Below are 19347 nucleotides of genomic sequence, written 5' to 3'. Positions count from 1 at the left end.
CGCGATTATGCCTGTATCGCCTGGCGATCTACAGTCGGGTCTCCCTATGGTCACCCAGAACAAGAATCCGCCATGAGCATTCGAATCACTCACCTGAGCGTGCGCGACATCCGTTTCCCCACCTCCCTGTCCCTGGACGGCTCCGATGCGATGAACAGCGCGCCGGACTACTCTGCCGCCTATGTCGTGCTGCACACCGACGCCCCTGGCGGCCTGGAAGGCCATGGCCTGACCTTCACCATCGGCCGTGGCAACGAAATCTGTGTCGCGGCCGTGCAATCCCTGGCACCTATGGTGGTCGGCCTGACCCTCGAAGACATCGTCGCCGACATGGGCGCCTTCTGGCACAACTTCACCGTGGGCGACAGCCAACTGCGCTGGCTGGGCCCGGAAAAAGGCGTGATCCACCTGGCCACCGCGGCCATCGTCAACGGGATCTGGGACCTGTGGGCCAAACACGAAGGCAAACCCGTGTGGAAGTTGCTGGCCGACATGACGCCGGAACAACTGGTGCGCTGCCTGGATTTCAGCTACGTCACCGACGTGCTCACCCCCGAAGAAGCCATCGCCCTGCTGCGCCGCCAGGTGCCTGGTAAAGCCCAGCGTGAGGCGCAAATGCTCCGTGAAGGCTACCCCGGCTACACCACCGCGCCGGGCTGGCTGGGCTACAGCGAAGAAAAAATGCGCCACCTGGCGCGGGCGGCGGTCGAGGATGGCTGGACCCACATCAAGCAGAAAATCGGCGCCAACCTGGAAGACGACATTCGCCGCGCCACCATCCTGCGTGAAGAAATCGGCTGGGAACGCAGCCTGATGATGGACGCCAACCAGGTCTGGGGCGTCGACGAGTCAGTCGCCAACATGCGCCGCCTGGCCGCATTCGATCCGCTGTGGATCGAAGAGCCGACCAGCCCCGACGACATCCTCGGCCACGCCAGCATCCGCCAGCGCATCGCACCGATCGGCGTGGCCACCGGTGAGCACTGCCACAACCGGGTGATGTTCAAGCAGATGTTCCAGGCCGGCGCCCTGGACTTCTGCCAGTTGGACGCCGCCCGCCTGGGTGGGCTCAATGAAGTGTTGATCGTATTGCTGATGGCCGCCAAGTTCGACATCCCGGTCTGCCCCCATGGCGGTGGCGTCGGTTTGTGCGAGTACGTGCAGAACATCGCGCTGTTCGACTACATCGCCGTCTCGGCCTCGCTGCATAACCGGGTCCTGGAATACGTCGACCACCTGCACGAACACTTCCTTGACCCGGTGGTGATCCGCCGCGGGCGCTACATGCCGCCGCAACGGCCGGGGTACAGCATTGAAATGAGCGCTGAGACACTGGAGCGTTATCAGTATCCGGGTGGCGCGGTGTGGGTCGATATACAGGCGCACGCGGGGACGTAAAATTCAGATGCCCAACAAAAAGGGCCCCTCTCGGGTAATGCTGTTCACTTAAGCATGGGGTTGTTAAAAACTGGATTGGGGGGATATCCATTGCTGCGGTAACGGCCACCATGTGTCCGGTCTGTACACAAACGCCAAAAAGGAACCAAAAGGCTCTTGCCCCACCACTCGGTGCCTCGCCTAGGCTCGGCATGCCCTCTCTCCGGCATTGCTCCGTGGGTCGCCGCGATGGGCCGTCCCTGGCCCAGCGCGGCTAAACCGGCGTCCTGCCGGTTTACCCACTACGCAATGCCTGCGTTCGGCCATCGTGGTTTAACGGGGCGCCACGATCAAAAGCAAAGCGAGGCGGCCTGACAGCCGACCTGGTTTCAAGTGAGCACGTTCCCCTGTAGGAGCAGCCGGTCGACGCTCGATTGCTCGCGAAAAACCTGAGAGCACCGCGGGGTGTCAGGCTCCCCGCGTCATCGTTGACCTCCATCGCGAGCAAGCTCGCTCCTACAGGTAAGAGCGAAACCATAGGTGGCCGTTACCGCAGGAATGGATATACACCTAATCCAAATATCCACCTGAAGCCCTCCAACCTAAAGTGAACAGCATTGCCCCTCTCGGGGCCCTTCGTACTCAAACCAAGACGTGCCTTACTTGCTACTCGACAACCCCAAGTCATTTCCAGTGGTCTGTCTCAAACCGTCAACACGCAGACTCTTCACATCGCTCGCCGTTACCGCCGCACCCTGGTTACCCCAGCTCGTCCTGATGAAAGTCACCACCGCCGCAATTTGCTGATCTGATAATCGCCACGCAAAATCAGGCATGGTGAAGGTTGAGGGTGCCGCATGCGTCGCTGGCAATGACCCACCCTTCAGCACAATGTTGATCAGGGAAGTAGCGTCCACAGTCTGCAGCACCGGGTTGCCGGCCAACGCAGGAAACACACGAGCGTATCCCTGGCCATCGGTTCTGTGACAGGCCGCGCAATTGTCGATGTACACCGAAGCGCCGGGTTTGCTGTCGTCTCCTCGCCATAGAGCATCCGCCACCTGTTTGTCATATTGATGCGGCTTGTCGTCTGGATTGTTGGGCGGCAGGCTTTTCAGATAACGGGCGATCGCGCGCAAATCAGCCTCCGTCATGTATTGCATGCTGTGCTCGACCACATCACTCATGCCACCAAAGACAGCACCTCTGTCGCTACGACCGGTTTTGAGAAACAGCACCAGGTCATCTTCGCTCCAGCTCCCCAATCCATCCTTGTGATCACCACGAAGGTTCTTGGCGATCCAGCCTTCCAATGGCGCGCTGCCGGACAGGAATAACGGGCTTTCGCTGGCACTCAGGGCCTTTTCCTGCATCGTGATTGCACGCGGTGTATGGCAGGCACCGCAATGGCCCAGGCCTTCAACGAGATAAGCGCCACGACTGACCACCGGATCTGCACCCACTGGAGCCTGATAGGTTTCAACTTTTGGGGCGAACAGTTCCCGCCAGATCGAAAGAGGCCAACGCATACTCAGGGGCCATGGAATATCGGTCTCTTTGTTTGGCTGCTCAACAGGCTCCACCCCCTTCATGAAGTACGCGTAGAGCGCTTGCATGTCGGCCGGGCTGACACGTGCGTAGGAAGGAAATGGCATGGCGGGATACAAGCTGCTGCCACTCTTGCCAATCCCATGGCGCACAGCCTTGTCAAAGTCATCAAAGCTGTAGCCGCCAATTCCGCTGGCGTCAGGGGTGATGTTGGTCGAATACACCGTGCCGATTGGCGTCTCCATGCCAAGTCCGCCGGCGAAGGGTTTGCCACCCTTGGCGGTATGACAGGCGACGCAGTCACCGGCACGCGCCAGGTATTCTCCCTGTTTGATTTGGGCATCGGTGGACTCTGCAGCCCATGCCGGGAGGTTCGCGCAGAGCATCAACGCCGCGACAAATACTTTTTTCATCACGTGTCGCTCCTTATGCCTGGACCAGCGGGCCGGGGTTCTTCAGGTACTGTTCGCGAATCGCCCGTGCCGACCAGTACGTCAGGGCTGCGACAAGGCCGGTAGGGTTGTAACCAAGACCTTGAGGAAACGCTGAAGCGCCAGGGACAAAAACGTTGTGCACGTCCCAGCACTGAAGATAACGGTTGATGGCACTGGTCTTGGGGTCAGTTCCCATGATTGCGCCGCCGTTGAGGTGCGTCGTCTGATAGGACGCCGTATTGAAATGATCGCCAACTTTCTTGCCAAGCACGGCAATGGTTTTAGGGTTCATGGCCTGGGCAATCTTGCTCATTTTTTCGACCATGAAACGATTCATTTTTATATCGTTTTCCTGCCAGTCGAACGTCATGCGCAACAGTGGAAGCCCATAGGCATCGCGGTAAACCGGATCCAGGTCAAGGTAGTTGCCGCGATAAGATTGATGCGCGCCATGCGCGTCCATCGACACCTGATGGGTGTAGTAATCGGCGGTCGCTTTCTTCCAGCTGCTGCCCCAGGCCGGGGTGCCTGGTGGGTTCGATGTACCGGCGATGGGCCGACTCCCCGCCTGGTTGACCCACATCGGCGATCCGCCGACAAAACCGTGGGGGCCGTGATCGAAGTTGTCGGCGTTGAAGTCATCCACCGCAACGCCGTTGCCACCCGCACCGATAAAGTTGTTGGTGTGGGTGTCCTTGTCGAAGAAGGCCTTGATGGTGGCCATGTTCTGATAAGCAAAGTTCTTGCCCACTACCCCTTCGCCGGTCTTCGGGTCATAGGGTTTGCCAATGCCGGATAACAACATCAGGCGCACATTGTTGAATTGAAACGCCCCGAGGATCACCAGGTCCGCCGGTTGCTCGACCTCTCGGCCTTGCGCATCGATGTAGGAGACGCCAGTGGCCTTGCGCTTGCTGTTATCGAGATTGACGCGCAGCACATGCGCGTTAGTGCGTAACTCAAAGTTCGGCACCTGGCGCAGGGCTGGCAGGATATTTACGTTGGGAGAGGCCTTCGAGTACATGTAGCACACGTAACCGCTGCAGAAGCCGCAGAAATTACAAGGCCCCATCTGTGCGCCATAAGGATTGGTGTAGGGTCCCGACGTATTGGCAGAAGGCAGGTTGTAGGGTTTATAGCCAACACTGAGTGCGGCCTTCTGGAACAACTGCGCCGAGTAGGTGTTCTTCTGCGATTCCAGAGGAAAATCACTGGAACGATCCGGCGCGTAGGGATTACCGCCCTTCCCTGCACCGACCAACTGGCCTTTCACTGTCCAGGCCTGGCCCGATGTGCCGAAGACCTTTTCGGCGAAATCGAAAAACGGCTCCAGCTCTTCGTAGGTGACGCCAAAGTCCTGGATGGTCATGTCCTTGGGAATGAAGTGCTTGCCGTAACGCTCCTCGTAGTGACTGCGCATCCTCAACTCGATGGGGTCGACGCGAAAATGCACGCCCGACCAATGCAGGCCCGCACCACCGACGCCTTTGCCGGGCAGGAACGCGCCAAGCTGCCGGTTTGGCAACGCGACGTCATTGACGCTATGACGGATAGTGACCGTTTCCTTGGAGATGTCCTGGAACAGCTTTTTGCGCACGCTGTAGGTCAGCTCATCGATCACTTGCGGATAGTTTCCGTCCGGATAGGTGTCCTGCATGGGGCCGCGCTCCAACGCCACCACCTGCAGTCCCGCCTCGGTCAGCTCCTTGGCCATGATGGCCCCGGTCCAGCCGAAACCGACGATGACCGCATCAACCTTTTTCAATACCGTCGCCATCTTCAAGCCCTCTCGCCACGAATCGACACTGCCGGGAAGGGGTACGGCTCGTTGCGCTCGACCCAATCCATGAAATCGGCGCGAGCGCCAGGGAAACCAATCTGGGTCCAGCCGACCATCCCTTTGTTACCGCCATGAATGGGGTCGCAGAAGAATCCTTCCCGCGTGTTCTGCACCATCAGACTGAAGAATGCTTTAACCGGAAAATCATCGAAAACCACCTCTCCGGACTCCATTTTGTGGAGAATACTGTCTCGGGTAGCGCTGTCTTGCGCAGCAAAAACTTTGCCGTAAGTGCTTTTGCACCACGCGTCCGTTGCCGCGATGCCCAAACGGTAGAGTTGCTGCGGCGCCAATTGCAGTTGGTAACCCAGTTCAGGGGGAGCATCAGTCACAAATGGGCCCTGCATGTACCAGAGCGCACCTGTTGCGTAGGGCGTGTTCATCTGCCGATCGATAAATTCCGCTGCGCCCGCCTCAAGCGCGCCAGGGCCAAGTTCATCGGCAGGAATAAGGCGCGATACCACCGCCTGGACGAAAGCCCACTCTTCCTTGGTGAAAAAGCTGGGCTGGTAATCGCTCGCGGGGGGTGCGATCGGCGCTTTGGCGGTCGGGGCGATATCGGTTGCCGCCAGTGCGTTCATGCCGAAACCGGTACTGGCCACCGTCACTACGGGAATCAGGGTCAGCGTCTTGCGCAGAAAGTCCCGGCGCGGGTTGTCTTGATCTTGCTCAGACATCACAAATCCTCATCAGCAATTCGGGTAGGCGGCGCATCAATCTTGTTGGTTTTTGGACGCACTGGCTGGGAAAAAGCGGGGAATATATCGACGACCGAGACAAAATGAAACCGGTTTCAGAGCAGCTTGACAGCCGGGCCGCTGCAAACATTTATCGAGGTTGCGTTTACCCGAGAAAATACTGCAGCGGCCGTGGACGTCGTGCGTACAATGCGCGCCCCTTCATAAGCTAATGTTTTCCAATGAAAAAACTGCTGTCTGTAGTAGCGCTGACCCTATCGGTAATCACCTGCGCCTTCGCAAGCCCTCCCTCGACCTTTTCCGAAGCCAAGGTCATCGCCAAGCAGAAAATCTATCTGGACCAGGCGAACAGCTCCATGGGCGAGTTGTATTGCGGCTGCAAATGGACGTGGGTGGGGAAATCAGGCGGACGTATCGATGCCGAGTCCTGTGGCCTCAAGGCCAGGAAGCAAGAGAATCGGGCAGAGCGCACTGAGTGGGAACATATCGTGCCCGCCTGGACATTCGGCAACCAACGCCAATGCTGGAAGAACGGTGGTCGAGAACACTGCGTGGACGATGATCCTGTGTTTCGCGCCATGGAAGCGGACCTGTTCAACCTCTACCCGTCCGTTGGCGAGGTGAACGGCGACCGAAGCAATTTCAACTACGGCATGGCTACCGGCGTAGCGCCGCAGTATGGGCAGTGCAAGACGCGGGTTGATTTCGATCAACGTGCTGCGGAACCCCGTGACGAGGTCAAGGGGCTGGTCGCAAGAACAACCTTCTACATGTTCGACAGGTACAAGCTGAGCATGTCCCGTCAGCAGCAACAGCTACTGATGGCCTGGGACAAGCAGTACCCGGTTTCGTCCTGGGAAAAAGAGCGGGATCGACGTATTGCAGCCATCATGGGGCACTCCAATCCATTCGTGACGGGCGAGCGTCGATGGTCGCAAGGGTACAAGGCGGTCGGTGAGGGTGTCGTCAGCGCGATGCCTGTTAACCCGCCGCGGGCAGCAGCCCTGCCGACCCTGGCGAGTACGAGCGCAGCAGGTTCGATCATTGGCAACCGCAATAGCCACATCTATCACCTCTCAATGGGGTGTCCTGGGTATGCTCAGGTGTCGACGAAAAACCAGATAACTTTTGACTCTGAATCTGCAGCCCAATCCGCGGGATATCGCAAGGCAGGAAACTGCAAGTAGCTGCGGTGACGCAAATGGCCGGTTCGGTGCGCAACACCGAGCCGGCCATTTGATACTCGATAGCGTGACTAGCGTTTGCCGCCGAATCGAGGAATCTCCAGACCCAGGCTTTCACGCAAGGTCGTACCTTCATACGCCCTGCGGTAGACGCCACGCTCTTGCAACAGCGGAATCACCTCGTTGGTAAAGCGCTTGAACTGCTCAGGGTGGCCAATGTAGATGTTGAAACCATCCACCGCCCGGGCTTCGAACCAGTCAGCCATCTTCTGCGCAACCGTGTCCGCCGAGCCGACGAAGGCACCCGGGCGCAGCTGTCGACCGAACTCTACGGCCTGGCGCAGCGTGAAACCTTTCTCCCGTGCCTGATCGGCAATACGTTTGGCCGCGGTAAAAAAACTGCTGCGCGCAGACTCCAGACTCTCCTGAGGGAACGGAGCATCGAGGTCGTATTGGCTGAAGTCATGCCAACCGAAGTTGCGACCAAATTCCTTCAGCGCTAGCTCAAAGCTGTGGTCGGCCTGATGGTAGAACTGCTCGATTTCACGCGCATGTTTGTCGTTGTCACCCACATGGATCTCGGCACCGGGCATGACCAGTAACTGCTCGGGATCGCGGCCAAGTCGCTGCGCCCTGCCCTTGATATCCTGGTAGAAAGCCTGGCCCTGCTCGACGCTGGCGGCATGGGTGAAGACCACATCCGCAGTGGCGGCGCCCAGATCGCGGCCCTGCTGCGAATCGCCGGCCTGGAAGATCACCGGCTGGCCTTGCTGTGAGCGTTGGATGTTCAGCGGGCCGACCACAGAGAAGTGTTCGCCCTGGTGATTCAGACGGTGCAGTTTGCCTGGGTCGAGAAACTGGCCCGTCGCCCTGTCGCGCACGAACGCATCCTCCTCATACGAGTGCCACAGGCCCTGGACCACCTGGACGTGTTCGGCCGCCCGGCCGTAGCGGGTATCGTAATCATAATGTTCGTCGCGACTGTAGTTGCCAGCGGTGCCGGCATCGCCGCTGGTGACGACGTTCCAGCCCGCACGGCCTTTGCTGATCAGGTCCAGTGATGCCAGGCGCCGCGCGACGTTATAGGGCGAGTTGTAGGAAGTCGTCAGCGTACCGACCAGACCGATATGTCGAGTGCTCACGGCAATCGCTGACAGCAGTGTCAGCGGCTCCAGCCGATTCAGGTAGTGGGATGGCGAGCCCGGTGTGATGAACTGGCTGTCGACGATGAACATCAAGTCGAACAGTGCCGCCTCGGCCTGACGCGCAATGTCGATGTACCAGTCGACATTGACGCTGGCATCGGCGGGCAATTGAGGGTCCAGCCACAGGTTGTGGCGGCCTGGCCCACCACACCCCATCGTCAGCGCGCCCAGTTTGAGCTGTCTTTTTGGCATGTCAAAGATATCCTTATTTGGCCAAGGCTGGCTGCAAGGAGGCAGCGAATGAATTGTCGAACAGGTTGGCTGCCGGGTAGGACTTGACCAGTCCCAGGCTTGCGAAAAAGTCCACGGTCTTCTGCGCCTCCATAGATGCCTGAGGGTTCAGTGGCTCGACGGTGGTTCGCGCTCGGGCAAACCAGGCACGCGCGATTTCAGCGTCAGCCCGGGTGCGTTTGGCCCAGGCATCGGCATAAGCGTTGGTATTGGCTGGATTTTGCAGCGTCCAATCACGCGCTTTCCTCAGGCGCTGGAGGAAATCACTGATTTGTGCGCGCTTTGCCTCGACTGACTTGGCGTTGGCGGCGATGAAGCTCTGGGCCGGGATCAATCCATCAGCCGTGGCCAGAATCCGCGCACCTTGGCGTTCCTGTTGCGTGACGTAGGGCTCCCAGGTAGCGATGACGTCAACCGATCCCCCGTCCAGCGCATGGGAGGCATCCAGCGCACTGAGATATCGCAAATCCAGCGAGTCGCGTGGCACACCGGCTTTATCCAGCGCGGTCAGCAGCAGCTGCTGGCTCCAGGAGCCTTTCCAAATGGCCGCGCGCTTGCCCTTCAGATCCTCAAGGCTGTGGATCGACGAATCCTTGCTCACAAGAATGGCCACACCCTCAAGACTTTGCCGGCTAACCGCAATGACCTTGATGGGTGCGCCCAGTGCGCCCAGGAACAGCGCAGGCGCATCACCGAGCAATCCGATATCAAGACTGCCGACGTTGAGCGCCTCGGCGACAGGTGACCCGGCAGTGAACTGCTTCCACTCAAGGGTATAAGGCAAATCCTCAAGTACCCCCGCCGCCGCCATCACGGCCTGGGCGTTGTAACTTTGGTCTCCCACCACCAGCGTTTGCGCGTTCGCGGCAAGGCACAGCAATGTAGCGGCCATCCCGGCCGCCAGTTTCGTCAGGTAACGCACGTTCGTCTCCAGATGCCTTCTCAGGCAATTCAGGTCGATCCGCGCGCGCGGTCTCGGTACTATTTGTAGGATGGGACGAGCCGATAAGGGCTCGATAGGCATGCCGAAGCTTTTTCGCGATCACATCTGAATGCGGCCTGCTTTATACGATGAGGCCCTGACTACCCTTCGTAAAATACTCATTACGCATAACGTAATTCCATAAAAATGCAGTTTTTGCATGAATTACGACATCGAGGGTGCCGCAACTTCCGTCAATCGACTTCATCGACGACCCTGATCTGTGTCAGCCCCACCAGTTCAGCCTGCCATAGCACCTCCTCTGGCGTCGCATCCGCATTGGGCATGATCAGGCTGTTCTCGCCATCGCCAAAATGCAGTTGCAGCAGGTGCATCGCCGCCTCATGGATGGGCAACCGAGGTGGCTCGAGCTCGAACAGGTGGCTGCGGGGCTTGCCGTTGAACAGGTATTGCACGGTGTAGTGGTGCATGGGGGTTCCTCGTTTGTGCCCTGCCTTTGATGCCAGGCCTGTCTTATTGGCCAATGATCAGGAGCAAAGGTTCGATTCTTTACTTGCGCAGAACATATGGATATTCGTATATTTGATTATCCATATGTTTTAGGTCGACCCCAATGCTCACCCCTCCCGAGGTATTCAAAAGCCTGGCCGACGAGACCCGCGCCCGCGCCACCTTGCTGATCGCCCACCAGGGCGAGCTGTGTGTCTGCGAGCTGATGTGCGCGCTGGACGACAGCCAGCCGAAGATCAGCCGTCATCTGGCGCAACTGCGCAGCAGCGGGTTGTTGCTGGATCGCCGTCAGGGGCAATGGGTTTATTACCGGCTGAATCCGGACCTGCCTGCCTGGGTGCACGAGATCCTGCAGGTGACGTTGCAGGGCAACGCCGATTGGCTGCAAAACAACGCGTCCCGCCTGCAGAACATGGACGGGCGCCCTGTGCGCGATGCTGCCTGCTGCTGAATCCCTGATCGAGTGAGTTTTCGATGCTGATTGCCTTTGCTGTTTTTGTCTTCACCCTGGTTCTGGTCATCTGGCAACCCAAGGGGCTTGGTGTGGGCTGGAGCGCCGCGGCCGGTGCGATCATCGCGTTGGCGGTGGGTGCGGTGTCGCTGCAGGATATTCCCACGGTGTGGGCCATCGTCTGGAACGCGACCGCGACCTTTATCGCCATCATCATTATCAGCCTGTTGCTGGATGAAGCCGGCTTCTTCAAATGGGCCGCGCTGCATGTGGCGCGCTGGGCGCAGGGCAGTGGCTATCGCTTGTTCGCGTTTTGCGTGCTGCTGGGCGCGGCGGTGTCTGCGCTGTTCGCCAATGACGGCGCGGCGCTGATCCTGACGCCCATCGTCATGTCCATGCTGCTGGCGCTGCGTTTCTCGCCCGCCGCGACCCTGGCGTTCGTCATGGCTGCCGGGTTCATCGCCGACACCGCCAGCCTGCCGCTGGTGGTGTCCAACCTGGTGAACATCGTGTCCGCCGACTACTTCGGGCTGGGTTTTGCCGAGTATGCGTCGGTGATGGTGCCGGTGAACCTGGTCAGCGTCGCCGCCACCCTGCTGGTGCTGTTCCTGTACTTCCGTCGGGACTTGCCACCGCGCTATGACGTGGATGCGCTGCCGGCGCCGGAAACGGCGATTCACGACCGCGCCACCTTTGTCGTCGGCTGGTGGACGTTGCTGGGCTTGCTGGTCGGCCTGTTTGTCCTGGAGCCGCTGGGCGTTCCCATCAGCGCGGTCGCGGCGGCCTGTGCGGCGATTCTGTTCGCGGTGGCGGCCAAGGGTCACCGGATCTCCACCCGGCGCGTGTTGCGCGAGGCACCCTGGCAGGTGGTGGTGTTCTCGCTGGGCATGTACCTGGTGGTGTATGGCCTGAAGAACGCAGGGCTGACGGATTCGCTCACCGATGTGCTCGACCGCCTGGCCGACTACGGTCTGTGGGGCGCCGCCATCGGCACCGGCCTGCTGTCCGCGCTGCTGTCGTCGGTGATGAACAACATGCCCAGCGTTTTGATCGGCGCATTGTCGATCCAGGGCAGCGGCGCCGACGGCGTGGTGCGCGAGGCGATGATCTACGCCAACATCATCGGCTGCGACCTCGGCCCGAAGATCACCCCCATCGGCAGTCTCGCCACCCTCCTCTGGCTGCATGTGCTCGAGCGCAAGGGCGTGCGCATCACCTGGGGCTACTACTTCAAGATCGGCATCGTGCTGACCCTTCCGGTTCTGTTGATCACCCTTTCGGCCCTGGCGCTGCGCCTGAGCCTGAGTCTTTGACGCCGCCGTGAGCGGCAGGAGCAAATCCATGCGAGTCCTGTTCATGTGCACGGCCAACAGCTGCCGCAGCATCCTTTCCGAGGCCATGTTCAATCACCTGGCGCCGCACGGTTTCGAAGCGGTGAGTTCGGGGAGTTTTCCCAAGGGCCAGGTGCTGCCGCGCAGTCTTGTCACCCTGCAACAGGCCGGCATTGCTATCGACGGCTTGAGCAGCAAGGGCAATGACGCCTTCGAGGGCAACCTGCCAGACATCGTCATCACCGTGTGCGACAAGGCGGCGGGTGAATCCTGCCCGGTGTACTTCGGCCAGGCTGTGAAAGCCCATTGGGGCCTGGAAGATCCATCCGATGTGGTGGGTGATGAAGCGCTGGTCGACGCCGCCTTCCGCGCCACCCTGGCGCGCATCGAACAACGCTGCAAGGCCTTCCTCGCCCTGCCCTTCAACACTATCAGCCGCGATGAACTGAAACGCGAGCTGGATCGAATCGGCTCGCTCTGAGCAGGAGGAAAAATGTCAGACCACCTTCCCAACCTCGATCTCACGCTGTTCGACGGCCCGCAGATGCCGAACCAGCCCAGTGCGCACAAGCCACGCATCCTGCTGCTGTACGGCTCGACCCGGGAGCGCTCGTTCAGCCGCCTGCTGGTCGAAGAAGCCGCGCGCCTGCTGGAGCACTTCGGCGCCGAGACGCGCATCTTCAATCCGTCCGGTTTGCCGCTGCCCGACGATGCGCCCGTCGCCCACCCCAAGGTCCAGGAACTGCGTGAGCTGATGCAGTGGTCGGAAGGCCAGGTCTGGTGTTCGCCGGAACGCCATGGCGCGATGTCGGCCGTGTTCAAGGCGCAGATCGACTGGGTGCCCCTGGAGCTCGGCGCCGTTCGCCCGACCCAGGGCAAGACGCTGGCGGTGATGCAGGTGTGTGGCGGCTCGCAGTCGTTCAACGTGGTCAATCAGCTGCGTGTGCTGGGGCGCTGGATGCGCATGTTCACCATCCCCAACCAGTCCTCGGTGCCCAAGGCCTATATGGAATTCGATGAGGCGGGCCGGATGAAGCCATCCCCGTACTACGACCGGGTCGTCGACGTGATGGAAGAACTGGTGAAATTCACCCTGCTGCTGCGTGATCGCCAGGCGTTCCTGGTGGATCGTTACTCTGAACGCAAGGAGACCGCCGAGCAGCTCATGGCCCGGGTCAACCAGCGTTCCCTCTGAAGGCAATGCCGGGTTTATGCGCGGCCAATTTCCAGCGTGGCGCGCAAGCCTGTGGGGCTGCGATTCTCCAGTTTGATTTGCCCACCCAGGCGATCGGCAATGGCCTGGACGATGGTCAGCCCCAGCCCTGCTCCCTGGTCATTGCCGCGGCTGTAGAAACGCTCGAACAGCCGAGCGCGATCGTCCTCGTTGATGCCCGGCCCCTCATCTTCGACGGACAACTCAAGGACGTTTTGCCTGGCGGCCAGCGTGACCCTGATGAGTCCATGCAGCGGTGAGAAGTTCGCCGCATTGGTGACCAGGTTGTTCAGGGCGATATCAATCGCGGCGGGGTCTACCCGCACCAGGCCGATGTCGTCACTGACGTCGAACACCAGTTCCAGGTCCTTGCTCAATAACCAGGGCGTCAGCTGGATCAGGCTGTCGCGAACGGTGGCGGCCAGGTCGATGGGGGCAGGCGGTTGCGTGCCGGGATTGGGCTCGATACGCGCCATGGTGAGCAACTGGTTGACCAGTCGACTGGTACGGTCGACACCGGCAATCAGGTGTTCAAGGGATACGCGCCGCTCCGCGTCACTGCCCGCCTCCATCAGGTTTTGCGCATGCACCCGCAGCACCGCCAGGGGCGTGCGCATTTCGTGGGCGGCGTCGGCGATGAAGCGCCGCTCGCGCCCCATGACTTCCTGGATTTGCGCGAGCATGCGGTTGAGGGCGGCCTGCATCGGTTCAAGCTCGGTGGGCAGCGGCGTCAATTGCAGGGGCTCGAGTGAGCCGGGCTGCCTGGCCCGCAATTTGGCCGCCATATCGACCAGAGGCTTCAATCCCCAGCCGATGGCCAGCCAGATCATGGCGGCCAGCATCAGGCTTGCCAGGACATTGGGCCACAGCGTGTGACTCACGATCCGATCGACCAGGTCCGAACGGACGTCGTCGCGTTCGCCCACCCAGATGCGCAGGTTGTTTTGTTTGTCTTCGAGCAGGAAGGCGCGCCAATGCCGGTTTTTCAGGTCGACTACATCGCTGAAGCCCGGGGTAACCGGTGGCGCACTGAAGGACGGTGAGCTCGCCGTGTGCACCAGCAACTCGCCCTTGAAGTTCCAGACCTGAAAGGCAATCTTCGATTCATAGGGATGCCCGTCGACCCTGGGCGCCGCCTCGCTCAGCGCCTGATTGAAGGCCCGGTACAGATCGGCATGCTCCTGGCTCGCCAGGGGCATGCGCATGACGCCTTGCAGAAGGCGCGCGTTCTGGGCCAGTTGGGCATCGTAGACTTCGGCGATTTCGTGGTTGCTGTCGTGCAGGTTGAGCACGCTGATCACCGTCAGGCCCGCGAGCATCAGGCCAATGATCAAGGTCAGGGTGCGACGCCTGATCGAGGTCATCGGCGCTCCTCCACCAGGTAGCCGATCCCGCGGATGGTGCGGATCAGCTCGGTGGAGAATTTCTTGCGCAGGTGATGGATGTGCACTTCCAGGGTGTTGCTTTCGGCCTCCTCGTTCCAGCCATAGAGCAACTGCATCAGATGATCGCGCGTCATCACCCGGCCAGGGGGCGACAGCAATTCGTGGAGCAACTGGTATTCCTTGGGTGTCAGGGCGACGGGCTCACCCTTGTAGCTGACTTGCTGGGTGCCTGGATTCAGGCTGATGCCGGCGTGTTCGATCAGCGCTTGTGCACGGCCGGCGCTGCGTCGCAGCAGCGCCCGTATGCGCGCTTTCAGTTCGGCCAGGTCGAACGGCTTGATCAGGTAATCGTCGGCGCCGGCATCCAGCCCGGCGATGCGGTCTTCGGTGGCATCCCGTGCCGTCAGGATCAGCACCGGCAGGTTGGAGCCACTGTCGCGCAGCTGCCTGAGCACCTGGAGGCCGTCCATGCGCGGCAGGCCAAGGTCGAGTACCGCCAGGTCAAAGATTTCACTGAGCAGCGAGTGCAAGGCGCTGCTGCCGTCCTGCAACCAGTCGACGGTGTAGCCTTCTCGACTGAGGGCCTGGTGAATGCCCTCGCCGAGTGCCACGTCATCCTCTATCAGTAATAAGCGCACACGGACTCCTGTCAGCCGAGTTTCTTGTTCACGTCCACCAACAGCGTTTCAATCTCTTTGCGCCGCCCGGCGTCGGCGCTTTCGCGGCCGGGACGCGGCGCGGCCAGCAAGGCTTTTTGCAGGGCGGCCCTGGCCTCGACGTAACGCTTTTGACGGTAGAGGTGATCGCCCCAAAAGTACAGGCTGTCGATGCCGTTGGGGTTCATTTGCAAGGCCACCTTGAGCAATTGTTCGGCCTTGTCCGAGTCGCCAAAACCAATGGGCCAACCCGGCACCCGGTCGTACAGCGCACCAAGGCTGGTGTAGGCAGAACCTTGCAGGGCCTTGGGGTCCAGGGTCAGGGCTTTTTCCAGGTCGGCCCTGGCCGCCTTGACCTTGCCCAGCGCCCCGAGCCCGCCTTGGGCACCGGCCCAACTGCTGGTGACGATACCGGACCAGATCCAGGCCTCTGCGACTGCCTGGCGTTCCTGGGTAAAGCTTGCAGCTTGCGCGGCGAGTTTTTCGAAGGCCGCGGTGCGTTGATCCTCTGGCAACTCGTACTGGATGTGCGCCCAGCTTTGCTGGATGCCGTTGAGGCGTTGCTGGTCGGCGGCATCCAGCGCCCAGACACTCTGGCTCAAGACGCCGCACAGCAGGCAGGTGATGATCTTTTTCATGGCTTGAGTTTCTCCTCGTCGGGTTTCTGGCTCAGGTGGCGGATCAGCGGCAATTGCTTGCGCAGGCCGCGGTCTACCAGGTGCGGCAGCAGACTGTTGAGGCGCACGAAAAAGCGCTCCGGCCAGCCCAGGTAAAGGTCACGACGGTCACCGGCGATGGCGTGAATCACGGAAGCTGCCACCGCCCGCGGATCGTCGACATTGGCCTTGAGCGCATCGTTGAGCGCCTGGGCCGCCGGGCTGTTCATGCTGGTACGGGTGGCGCGGGGGGCGACGTAGAGTACGCTGACCCGGGTGTCCGCCAGCTCCCGGCGCAGGGCTTCGGAGAATCCGCGCAGGGCGAATTTGGTCGCGCAATAGCTGGCGTAGCCGGGGTATCCGATGGAGCCATAGGTTGAACCGACGTTGACCACCATGGCACTGTCGGCCTGCTTGAGCAGTGGCAGCAGCAGTTTGGTCAGGCAGATCGGCGCGCTGATGTTCACCGCCAGCATCGCGTTGATCTCACTGTCGTCCAGCTGTTCGAGCATGGCGAAATGATTGACCCCGGCGGCATTGATCAGCAGGTTGATACCGCCGATGCTTTCGGCCTCCGCCAGCACTTCTCGGCGCTCGGCGAGCAGCGTCAGGTCAGCGCCGATCCAGAACAGGTTGCGCGGGTACTGCTCGAGCAGCGCCGCCAGCGGTTGCCGATTGCGTGCCACGGCCAATACCCGGGCGCCACTGGCGCACAGGGCCGTGGCAATGGCCAGGCCGATGCCGCCGCTGGCGCCGGTCAACACCACGCGGGCTTCAGACAGGCGCATGCCGGCTCTCCCCGTCATGCGGCAGGCCGCGGAACATATCGGTGTACAGCCGGTAGACCACGTTGGAGGCGTGAATGACGGCGGCTTGGTCGTCCGGATCTTCCAGCCTGTTCATGAGTCGGCGGTAGGTCTGCATGTGCTCGATATCCAGTGAGCCGTGGGAACTCAAGTAGCTAAAGGCACTTTGCGGCAGATCCAGGCGTTCGCGGATGCTGTCGGCGGCCTGGGTGGCCAGGGCGATGCTGGTGCCTTCGAGCACGTTGACCATGCCGAACAGCCCCACCGGGTTGCCCCGGGCAATCAGGTCGTAGAGGAAGCTGACCATCAATTCGATCGCCATGGACGGACGCCCGGTGCGCACAGTATCCCTGTCACCGCCGCAGGCTTCGATGTCATCGAGCACCCACTTTTCGTGGCCGTATTCATCCTCGATGTATTCACAGACCGCCTCACGCAGCCATTCCAGTCGCGACGGCAGGCGCGCACCGCAGGCCATCATCAAGGGGACGGTATGGCGCACGTGGTAATAGGCTTGCGCCAGGAAGGCCTGGTAACTGTCCAGGCTGACGTTGCCCTCCAGGGCATCACGGATGATCGGCACGTTGAACAGCTCAGTGCGTTGTTGCTGTGTGGCTTCTTGCAGCCTGTCAAAAAAACTCATGGTGCGGATTCCTCGGAAAATGCGGATTCACTGAGTTGCTCCCGGTAGCGCTCGACGATGGCGCCCCGCCGGGGCCGGCCATTGGCGGTGAGCAAACCGTTGGCGGCCGTGAAGGGTTGATCGAGACGGGTCCAGCGATGGACCCGGGCGTAGTCGGGTAACGCCTGATTGGCCTGGCTGACGGCGGTAGCCAGTTGCTCGTCGCTGCAATCGGGGCGATGGGGCCAGAGCAGCGCATGGTTGTGCGCCATCGCCTCGCCATGCACGAAGGCCTGGGCGATCAGCCCGCGCTGGGTCAATTCGGCCTCCACCCACTCCGGGTTCACGTTGCGCCCGAAACTGGTGACGAACTGATGTTTCTTGCGGCCCTTGAGGTAGAGAAAACCCTCGGCGTCGAACTCGCCGAGATCGCCGCTGGGCCACCATGGCGCGGTATGCGGCGCCTCGCCCAGGTAGCCGAGCAAGGTGCAACCCTTGATCAGCACTTCGCCGTCGTTCGCCAGGCGGATCTCTACATGGGGCAAGGGCTGTCCGACGCTGCCGGGACGGTGCGCCTGTGGGCGGTTGAGGCACACCACCGATGCACACTCCGACAGTCCGTACCCTTCGTAGACCGGCACGCCCACCCGCTGTGCACGACGCAGCAGATCCTCGGAAACCCGGGCACCGCCCACGGCGGCAAAACGCAGGTGCCGTGGGTCGAAGGCGTGCTGTTCGGCAGCACTGACCAGCATCAGCAGCAACTGCGGCACCAGGATCAGGCTCTGCGGCGCCCGGTTGGCCAGGCACCCCAGCAGTTGCGGCACGTTCACCCCGCTGGCGCCTTCAATCCCTAAGGTTTTCGCGCCGGGCAGGCTCAAGGTCGCGCCGGCGTACAACGCGGCATAACAACCGATGTTCTCCAGCAGGATGGCCAGTGGCAGCAGCGCCAGATGGTGTTGCGGGTGGGTGGGTTTGCTGGCCTGATCCAGCTCGCGGCTGACCCGCAGGATGCTGTCGGCACTCAGGCACACTCCCTTGGGCGTACCGGTGGTGCCCGAAGTGAAGGTCAACTTGGCCGTGCCTTCAGGCATCACACTCGGGCCGCTGAAACTACGGCGCCAGAAGTCGCCGTCCTTTTGATAGCCAGCCGCTTGCAGTTCGTCGTGCAGGTGCGGTTCGGCGATGACCCGTTCGGCGCGGCTCTGCTCCAGGCAATGTTTGCGTTGCGCCGGGCTGAAAAAGCCCGGCAAGGCGACACAGGCCAGGCCGGCGAACAATGCAGCCAGGTCCCAGAGCATGGCCTCGACACCGTTCTCCAGCGCCAGGGCCACGACCTCGATCTGCTCATCGCGCAGCCGCTGCTGGCGCTCCATCACTTGGGCATACAGCGTGGCGTAGTCCAGTTTCAGCTGATCGCCCCACAACGCCGTGGCCTTTGCCTGATCCTCGGCATGGCTGCGCAGGGTCTGTTTGAACAGTTCCAGCTCAGGCGACATGGCAGCAAGCCTCACTGGACGTCGGCAAACCCAGGCGACTGAACAACCCGATATTACGCAAATGAATGAAGCCGGCGCGGATGTTGCCAACGTGAACCCAGGGTTTGCTTTCGTAGTAACTGCCCCAGGCGTGGCGGTCATCGCCGAGCCGCGCAGGGTCGGCGGCGCACAGGGTCACGGGCTTCAAACCCAGGCGATGAAAGCTGTTGACCAAGCCCAGGTTGCCGGTAAAGGCCACCCATTCCAGGCCTCCCATGGCCAGCAGGTAGGTCATCGCGATGATGCTCATGCGCGCGTTTGCGGTGTCGCTGGCGGCCAGATTGCCCACCTCGACGATGGCCGAGCGCTCTACGGTCTGGTCTGCCGTGGCGCTGATCAGCGGAGCGATCGCCTCATCCAGGTAACACTCCAGAAACAGCGGTCCGGTGCTCGCCAGGCGTACACCGACCACGGCACAGAGCGCATTGGACGCATCGATCATGCCGAACAGTTCCGGCATGAAATGGCGAATGTCGGCGCCGTGGGCCTTGCGAAAACGTTGCTGGATAAAGGTTTCGAAGGCGCACCGTTGCGGGTCGTCGGGCAAGGCCCTGGCGAGGTGCAACCGCGGCGTTTCGGCCTGGCCAAACTGCAGCGGCAACTGAACATTCCAGTTGAAATCGGACATTGGAAAATACCTCCCCCGGATCTATTGGGGAGGAGTATCCAAAGCGTTTCTTAACGAAGTCTGAAGGTGAGAAAAAAATCAACTCAACGCT

At 60.9% G+C, this 19347-nt stretch carries 19 protein-coding genes; 6 read left to right on the top strand and 13 right to left on the bottom strand.

Translation table 11 applies throughout. From position 1 onward, the window contains the following. Positions 1-72 precede the first annotated feature (72 nt). Positions 73-1398 carry an L-fuconate dehydratase gene (locus DKB71_RS14675; protein WP_408600854.1) on the top strand — a complete coding sequence of 442 codons (1326 nt, stop codon included), beginning with the start codon at positions 73-75 and terminating at the stop codon, positions 1396-1398. A 638-nt stretch (positions 1399-2036) separates the two neighbouring features. Here the strand turns inward: DKB71_RS14675 and DKB71_RS14670 are convergent. Genes DKB71_RS14670 through DKB71_RS14660 form a run of 3 tightly spaced genes read right to left on the bottom strand, consistent with a single transcriptional unit; the run spans position 2037 to position 5876 of the window. Then, positions 2037-3311, bottom strand: coding sequence for a c-type cytochrome (locus DKB71_RS14670; protein WP_408601098.1), 1275 nt, complete (start codon positions 3309-3311; stop codon positions 2037-2039). 40 nt (positions 3312-3351) lie between these two features. Next, the gene (locus DKB71_RS14665; RefSeq protein WP_408600853.1) at positions 3352-5136 is read right to left on the bottom strand and encodes a GMC family oxidoreductase; all 1785 of its coding nucleotides are present in this window, start codon (positions 5134-5136) and stop codon (positions 3352-3354) included. Between the two features lie 2 nt (positions 5137-5138). Beyond that, positions 5139-5876 carry a gluconate 2-dehydrogenase subunit 3 family protein gene (locus DKB71_RS14660; protein ID WP_408600852.1) on the bottom strand — a complete coding sequence of 246 codons (738 nt, stop codon included), beginning with the start codon at positions 5874-5876 and terminating at the stop codon, positions 5139-5141. Positions 5877-6118: 242 nt separating this feature from the next. On the opposite strand from DKB71_RS14660, the gene DKB71_RS14655 reads away from it, so the two are divergent. Then, entirely contained in the window at positions 6119-7084 is a 966-nt protein-coding gene (locus DKB71_RS14655) for an endonuclease (protein WP_408600851.1), read from the top strand. A gap of 68 nt (positions 7085-7152) precedes the next feature. On the opposite strand, the gene DKB71_RS14650 is transcribed toward DKB71_RS14655, so the two are convergent. From DKB71_RS14650 to DKB71_RS14640, 3 genes are all read right to left on the bottom strand, one after another. Further along, complete coding sequence (locus tag DKB71_RS14650; protein WP_408600850.1) at positions 7153-8478, bottom strand: LLM class flavin-dependent oxidoreductase; 1326 nt, start codon at positions 8476-8478, stop codon at positions 7153-7155. A gap of 13 nt (positions 8479-8491) precedes the next feature. Next, positions 8492-9439 (bottom strand): ABC transporter substrate-binding protein, encoded by a 948-nt coding sequence (locus tag DKB71_RS14645; protein ID WP_408600849.1) that lies wholly within the window; start codon positions 9437-9439, stop codon positions 8492-8494. 254 nt (positions 9440-9693) lie between these two features. Further along, on the bottom strand, positions 9694-9930 hold the full coding sequence (locus DKB71_RS14640) for a hypothetical protein (protein ID WP_323608274.1): 237 nt from the start codon (positions 9928-9930) through the stop codon (positions 9694-9696). A 143-nt stretch (positions 9931-10073) separates the two neighbouring features. On the opposite strand from DKB71_RS14640, the gene DKB71_RS14635 reads away from it, so the two are divergent. From DKB71_RS14635 to arsH, 4 genes are read left to right on the top strand one after another with little or no spacing between them, the layout of a single operon-like run. Further along, positions 10074-10421: a metalloregulator ArsR/SmtB family transcription factor gene (locus DKB71_RS14635; protein ID WP_408600848.1), complete on the top strand. Its 348-nt coding sequence runs from the start codon at positions 10074-10076 to the stop codon at positions 10419-10421. 23 nt (positions 10422-10444) lie between these two features. Then, entirely contained in the window at positions 10445-11734 is a 1290-nt protein-coding gene (locus DKB71_RS14630; RefSeq protein WP_408600847.1) for an arsenic transporter, read from the top strand. Between the two features lie 28 nt (positions 11735-11762). After that, entirely contained in the window at positions 11763-12233 is a 471-nt protein-coding gene (locus tag DKB71_RS14625; RefSeq protein WP_408600846.1) for an arsenate reductase ArsC, read from the top strand. Between the two features lie 12 nt (positions 12234-12245). Continuing rightward, positions 12246-12947, top strand: coding sequence for an arsenical resistance protein ArsH (gene arsH / locus DKB71_RS14620; RefSeq protein WP_323608272.1), 702 nt, complete (start codon positions 12246-12248; stop codon positions 12945-12947). A 14-nt stretch (positions 12948-12961) separates the two neighbouring features. Here arsH and DKB71_RS14615 read toward each other — a convergent pair whose 3' ends face one another. The 7 genes from DKB71_RS14615 to DKB71_RS14585 are packed head-to-tail and all read right to left on the bottom strand — an operon-like array spanning position 12962 to position 19256. Next, positions 12962-14329, bottom strand: coding sequence for an ATP-binding protein (locus DKB71_RS14615; protein ID WP_408600845.1), 1368 nt, complete (start codon positions 14327-14329; stop codon positions 12962-12964). Then, entirely contained in the window at positions 14326-14988 is a 663-nt protein-coding gene (locus DKB71_RS14610) for a response regulator (RefSeq protein WP_408600844.1), read from the bottom strand. The genes DKB71_RS14615 and DKB71_RS14610 overlap by 4 nt, the downstream gene beginning before the upstream one ends. 11 nt (positions 14989-14999) lie before the next feature. Further along, complete coding sequence (locus DKB71_RS14605; RefSeq protein ID WP_408600843.1) at positions 15000-15644, bottom strand: tetratricopeptide repeat protein; 645 nt, start codon at positions 15642-15644, stop codon at positions 15000-15002. Beyond that, on the bottom strand, positions 15641-16450 hold the full coding sequence (locus DKB71_RS14600; RefSeq protein WP_274076714.1) for an SDR family oxidoreductase: 810 nt from the start codon (positions 16448-16450) through the stop codon (positions 15641-15643). The genes DKB71_RS14605 and DKB71_RS14600 overlap by 4 nt, the downstream gene beginning before the upstream one ends. Next, the gene (locus tag DKB71_RS14595; RefSeq protein ID WP_408600842.1) at positions 16437-17111 is read right to left on the bottom strand and encodes a TenA family transcriptional regulator; all 675 of its coding nucleotides are present in this window, start codon (positions 17109-17111) and stop codon (positions 16437-16439) included. The genes DKB71_RS14600 and DKB71_RS14595 overlap by 14 nt, the downstream gene beginning before the upstream one ends. Next, positions 17108-18589 (bottom strand): AMP-binding protein, encoded by a 1482-nt coding sequence (locus DKB71_RS14590; RefSeq protein WP_408600841.1) that lies wholly within the window; start codon positions 18587-18589, stop codon positions 17108-17110. Before DKB71_RS14590 ends, DKB71_RS14595 begins: the two co-directional genes overlap by 4 nt. Continuing rightward, positions 18579-19256: a thermostable hemolysin gene (locus tag DKB71_RS14585; RefSeq protein ID WP_408600840.1), complete on the bottom strand. Its 678-nt coding sequence runs from the start codon at positions 19254-19256 to the stop codon at positions 18579-18581. Before DKB71_RS14585 ends, DKB71_RS14590 begins: the two co-directional genes overlap by 11 nt. Positions 19257-19347 lie beyond the last annotated feature (91 nt).

The organism is Pseudomonas sp. PLMAX, from assembly GCF_046042685.1.
Taxonomy (GTDB): domain Bacteria; phylum Pseudomonadota; class Gammaproteobacteria; order Pseudomonadales; family Pseudomonadaceae; genus Aquipseudomonas; species Aquipseudomonas putida_AE.
Note: the sequence above shows the minus strand (reverse complement) of the source record. Positions and strands in the feature narration are given on the sequence as shown.

Excerpts from the sequence above, each read along its gene's own strand:
- DKB71_RS14675 (WP_408600854.1), top strand. The coding sequence starts at position 73 with ATGAGCATTCGAATCACTCACCTGAGCGTGCGCGACATCCGTTTCCCC.
- DKB71_RS14670 (WP_408601098.1), bottom strand. The coding sequence starts at position 3,311 with ATGCTCTGCGCGAACCTCCCGGCATGGGCTGCAGAGTCCACCGATGCC.
- DKB71_RS14665 (WP_408600853.1), bottom strand. The coding sequence starts at position 5,136 with ATGGCGACGGTATTGAAAAAGGTTGATGCGGTCATCGTCGGTTTCGGC.
- DKB71_RS14660 (WP_408600852.1), bottom strand. The coding sequence starts at position 5,876 with ATGTCTGAGCAAGATCAAGACAACCCGCGCCGGGACTTTCTGCGCAAG.
- DKB71_RS14655 (WP_408600851.1), top strand. The coding sequence starts at position 6,119 with ATGAAAAAACTGCTGTCTGTAGTAGCGCTGACCCTATCGGTAATCACC.
- DKB71_RS14650 (WP_408600850.1), bottom strand. The coding sequence starts at position 8,478 with ATGCCAAAAAGACAGCTCAAACTGGGCGCGCTGACGATGGGGTGTGGT.
- DKB71_RS14640 (WP_323608274.1), bottom strand. The coding sequence starts at position 9,930 with ATGCACCACTACACCGTGCAATACCTGTTCAACGGCAAGCCCCGCAGC.
- DKB71_RS14635 (WP_408600848.1), top strand. The coding sequence starts at position 10,074 with ATGCTCACCCCTCCCGAGGTATTCAAAAGCCTGGCCGACGAGACCCGC.
- DKB71_RS14630 (WP_408600847.1), top strand. The coding sequence starts at position 10,445 with ATGCTGATTGCCTTTGCTGTTTTTGTCTTCACCCTGGTTCTGGTCATC.
- DKB71_RS14625 (WP_408600846.1), top strand. The coding sequence starts at position 11,763 with ATGCGAGTCCTGTTCATGTGCACGGCCAACAGCTGCCGCAGCATCCTT.
- arsH (WP_323608272.1), top strand. The coding sequence starts at position 12,246 with ATGTCAGACCACCTTCCCAACCTCGATCTCACGCTGTTCGACGGCCCG.
- DKB71_RS14615 (WP_408600845.1), bottom strand. The coding sequence starts at position 14,329 with ATGACCTCGATCAGGCGTCGCACCCTGACCTTGATCATTGGCCTGATG.
- DKB71_RS14605 (WP_408600843.1), bottom strand. The coding sequence starts at position 15,644 with ATGAAAAAGATCATCACCTGCCTGCTGTGCGGCGTCTTGAGCCAGAGT.
- DKB71_RS14600 (WP_274076714.1), bottom strand. The coding sequence starts at position 16,450 with ATGCGCCTGTCTGAAGCCCGCGTGGTGTTGACCGGCGCCAGCGGCGGC.
- DKB71_RS14595 (WP_408600842.1), bottom strand. The coding sequence starts at position 17,111 with ATGAGTTTTTTTGACAGGCTGCAAGAAGCCACACAGCAACAACGCACT.
- DKB71_RS14590 (WP_408600841.1), bottom strand. The coding sequence starts at position 18,589 with ATGTCGCCTGAGCTGGAACTGTTCAAACAGACCCTGCGCAGCCATGCC.
- DKB71_RS14585 (WP_408600840.1), bottom strand. The coding sequence starts at position 19,256 with ATGTCCGATTTCAACTGGAATGTTCAGTTGCCGCTGCAGTTTGGCCAG.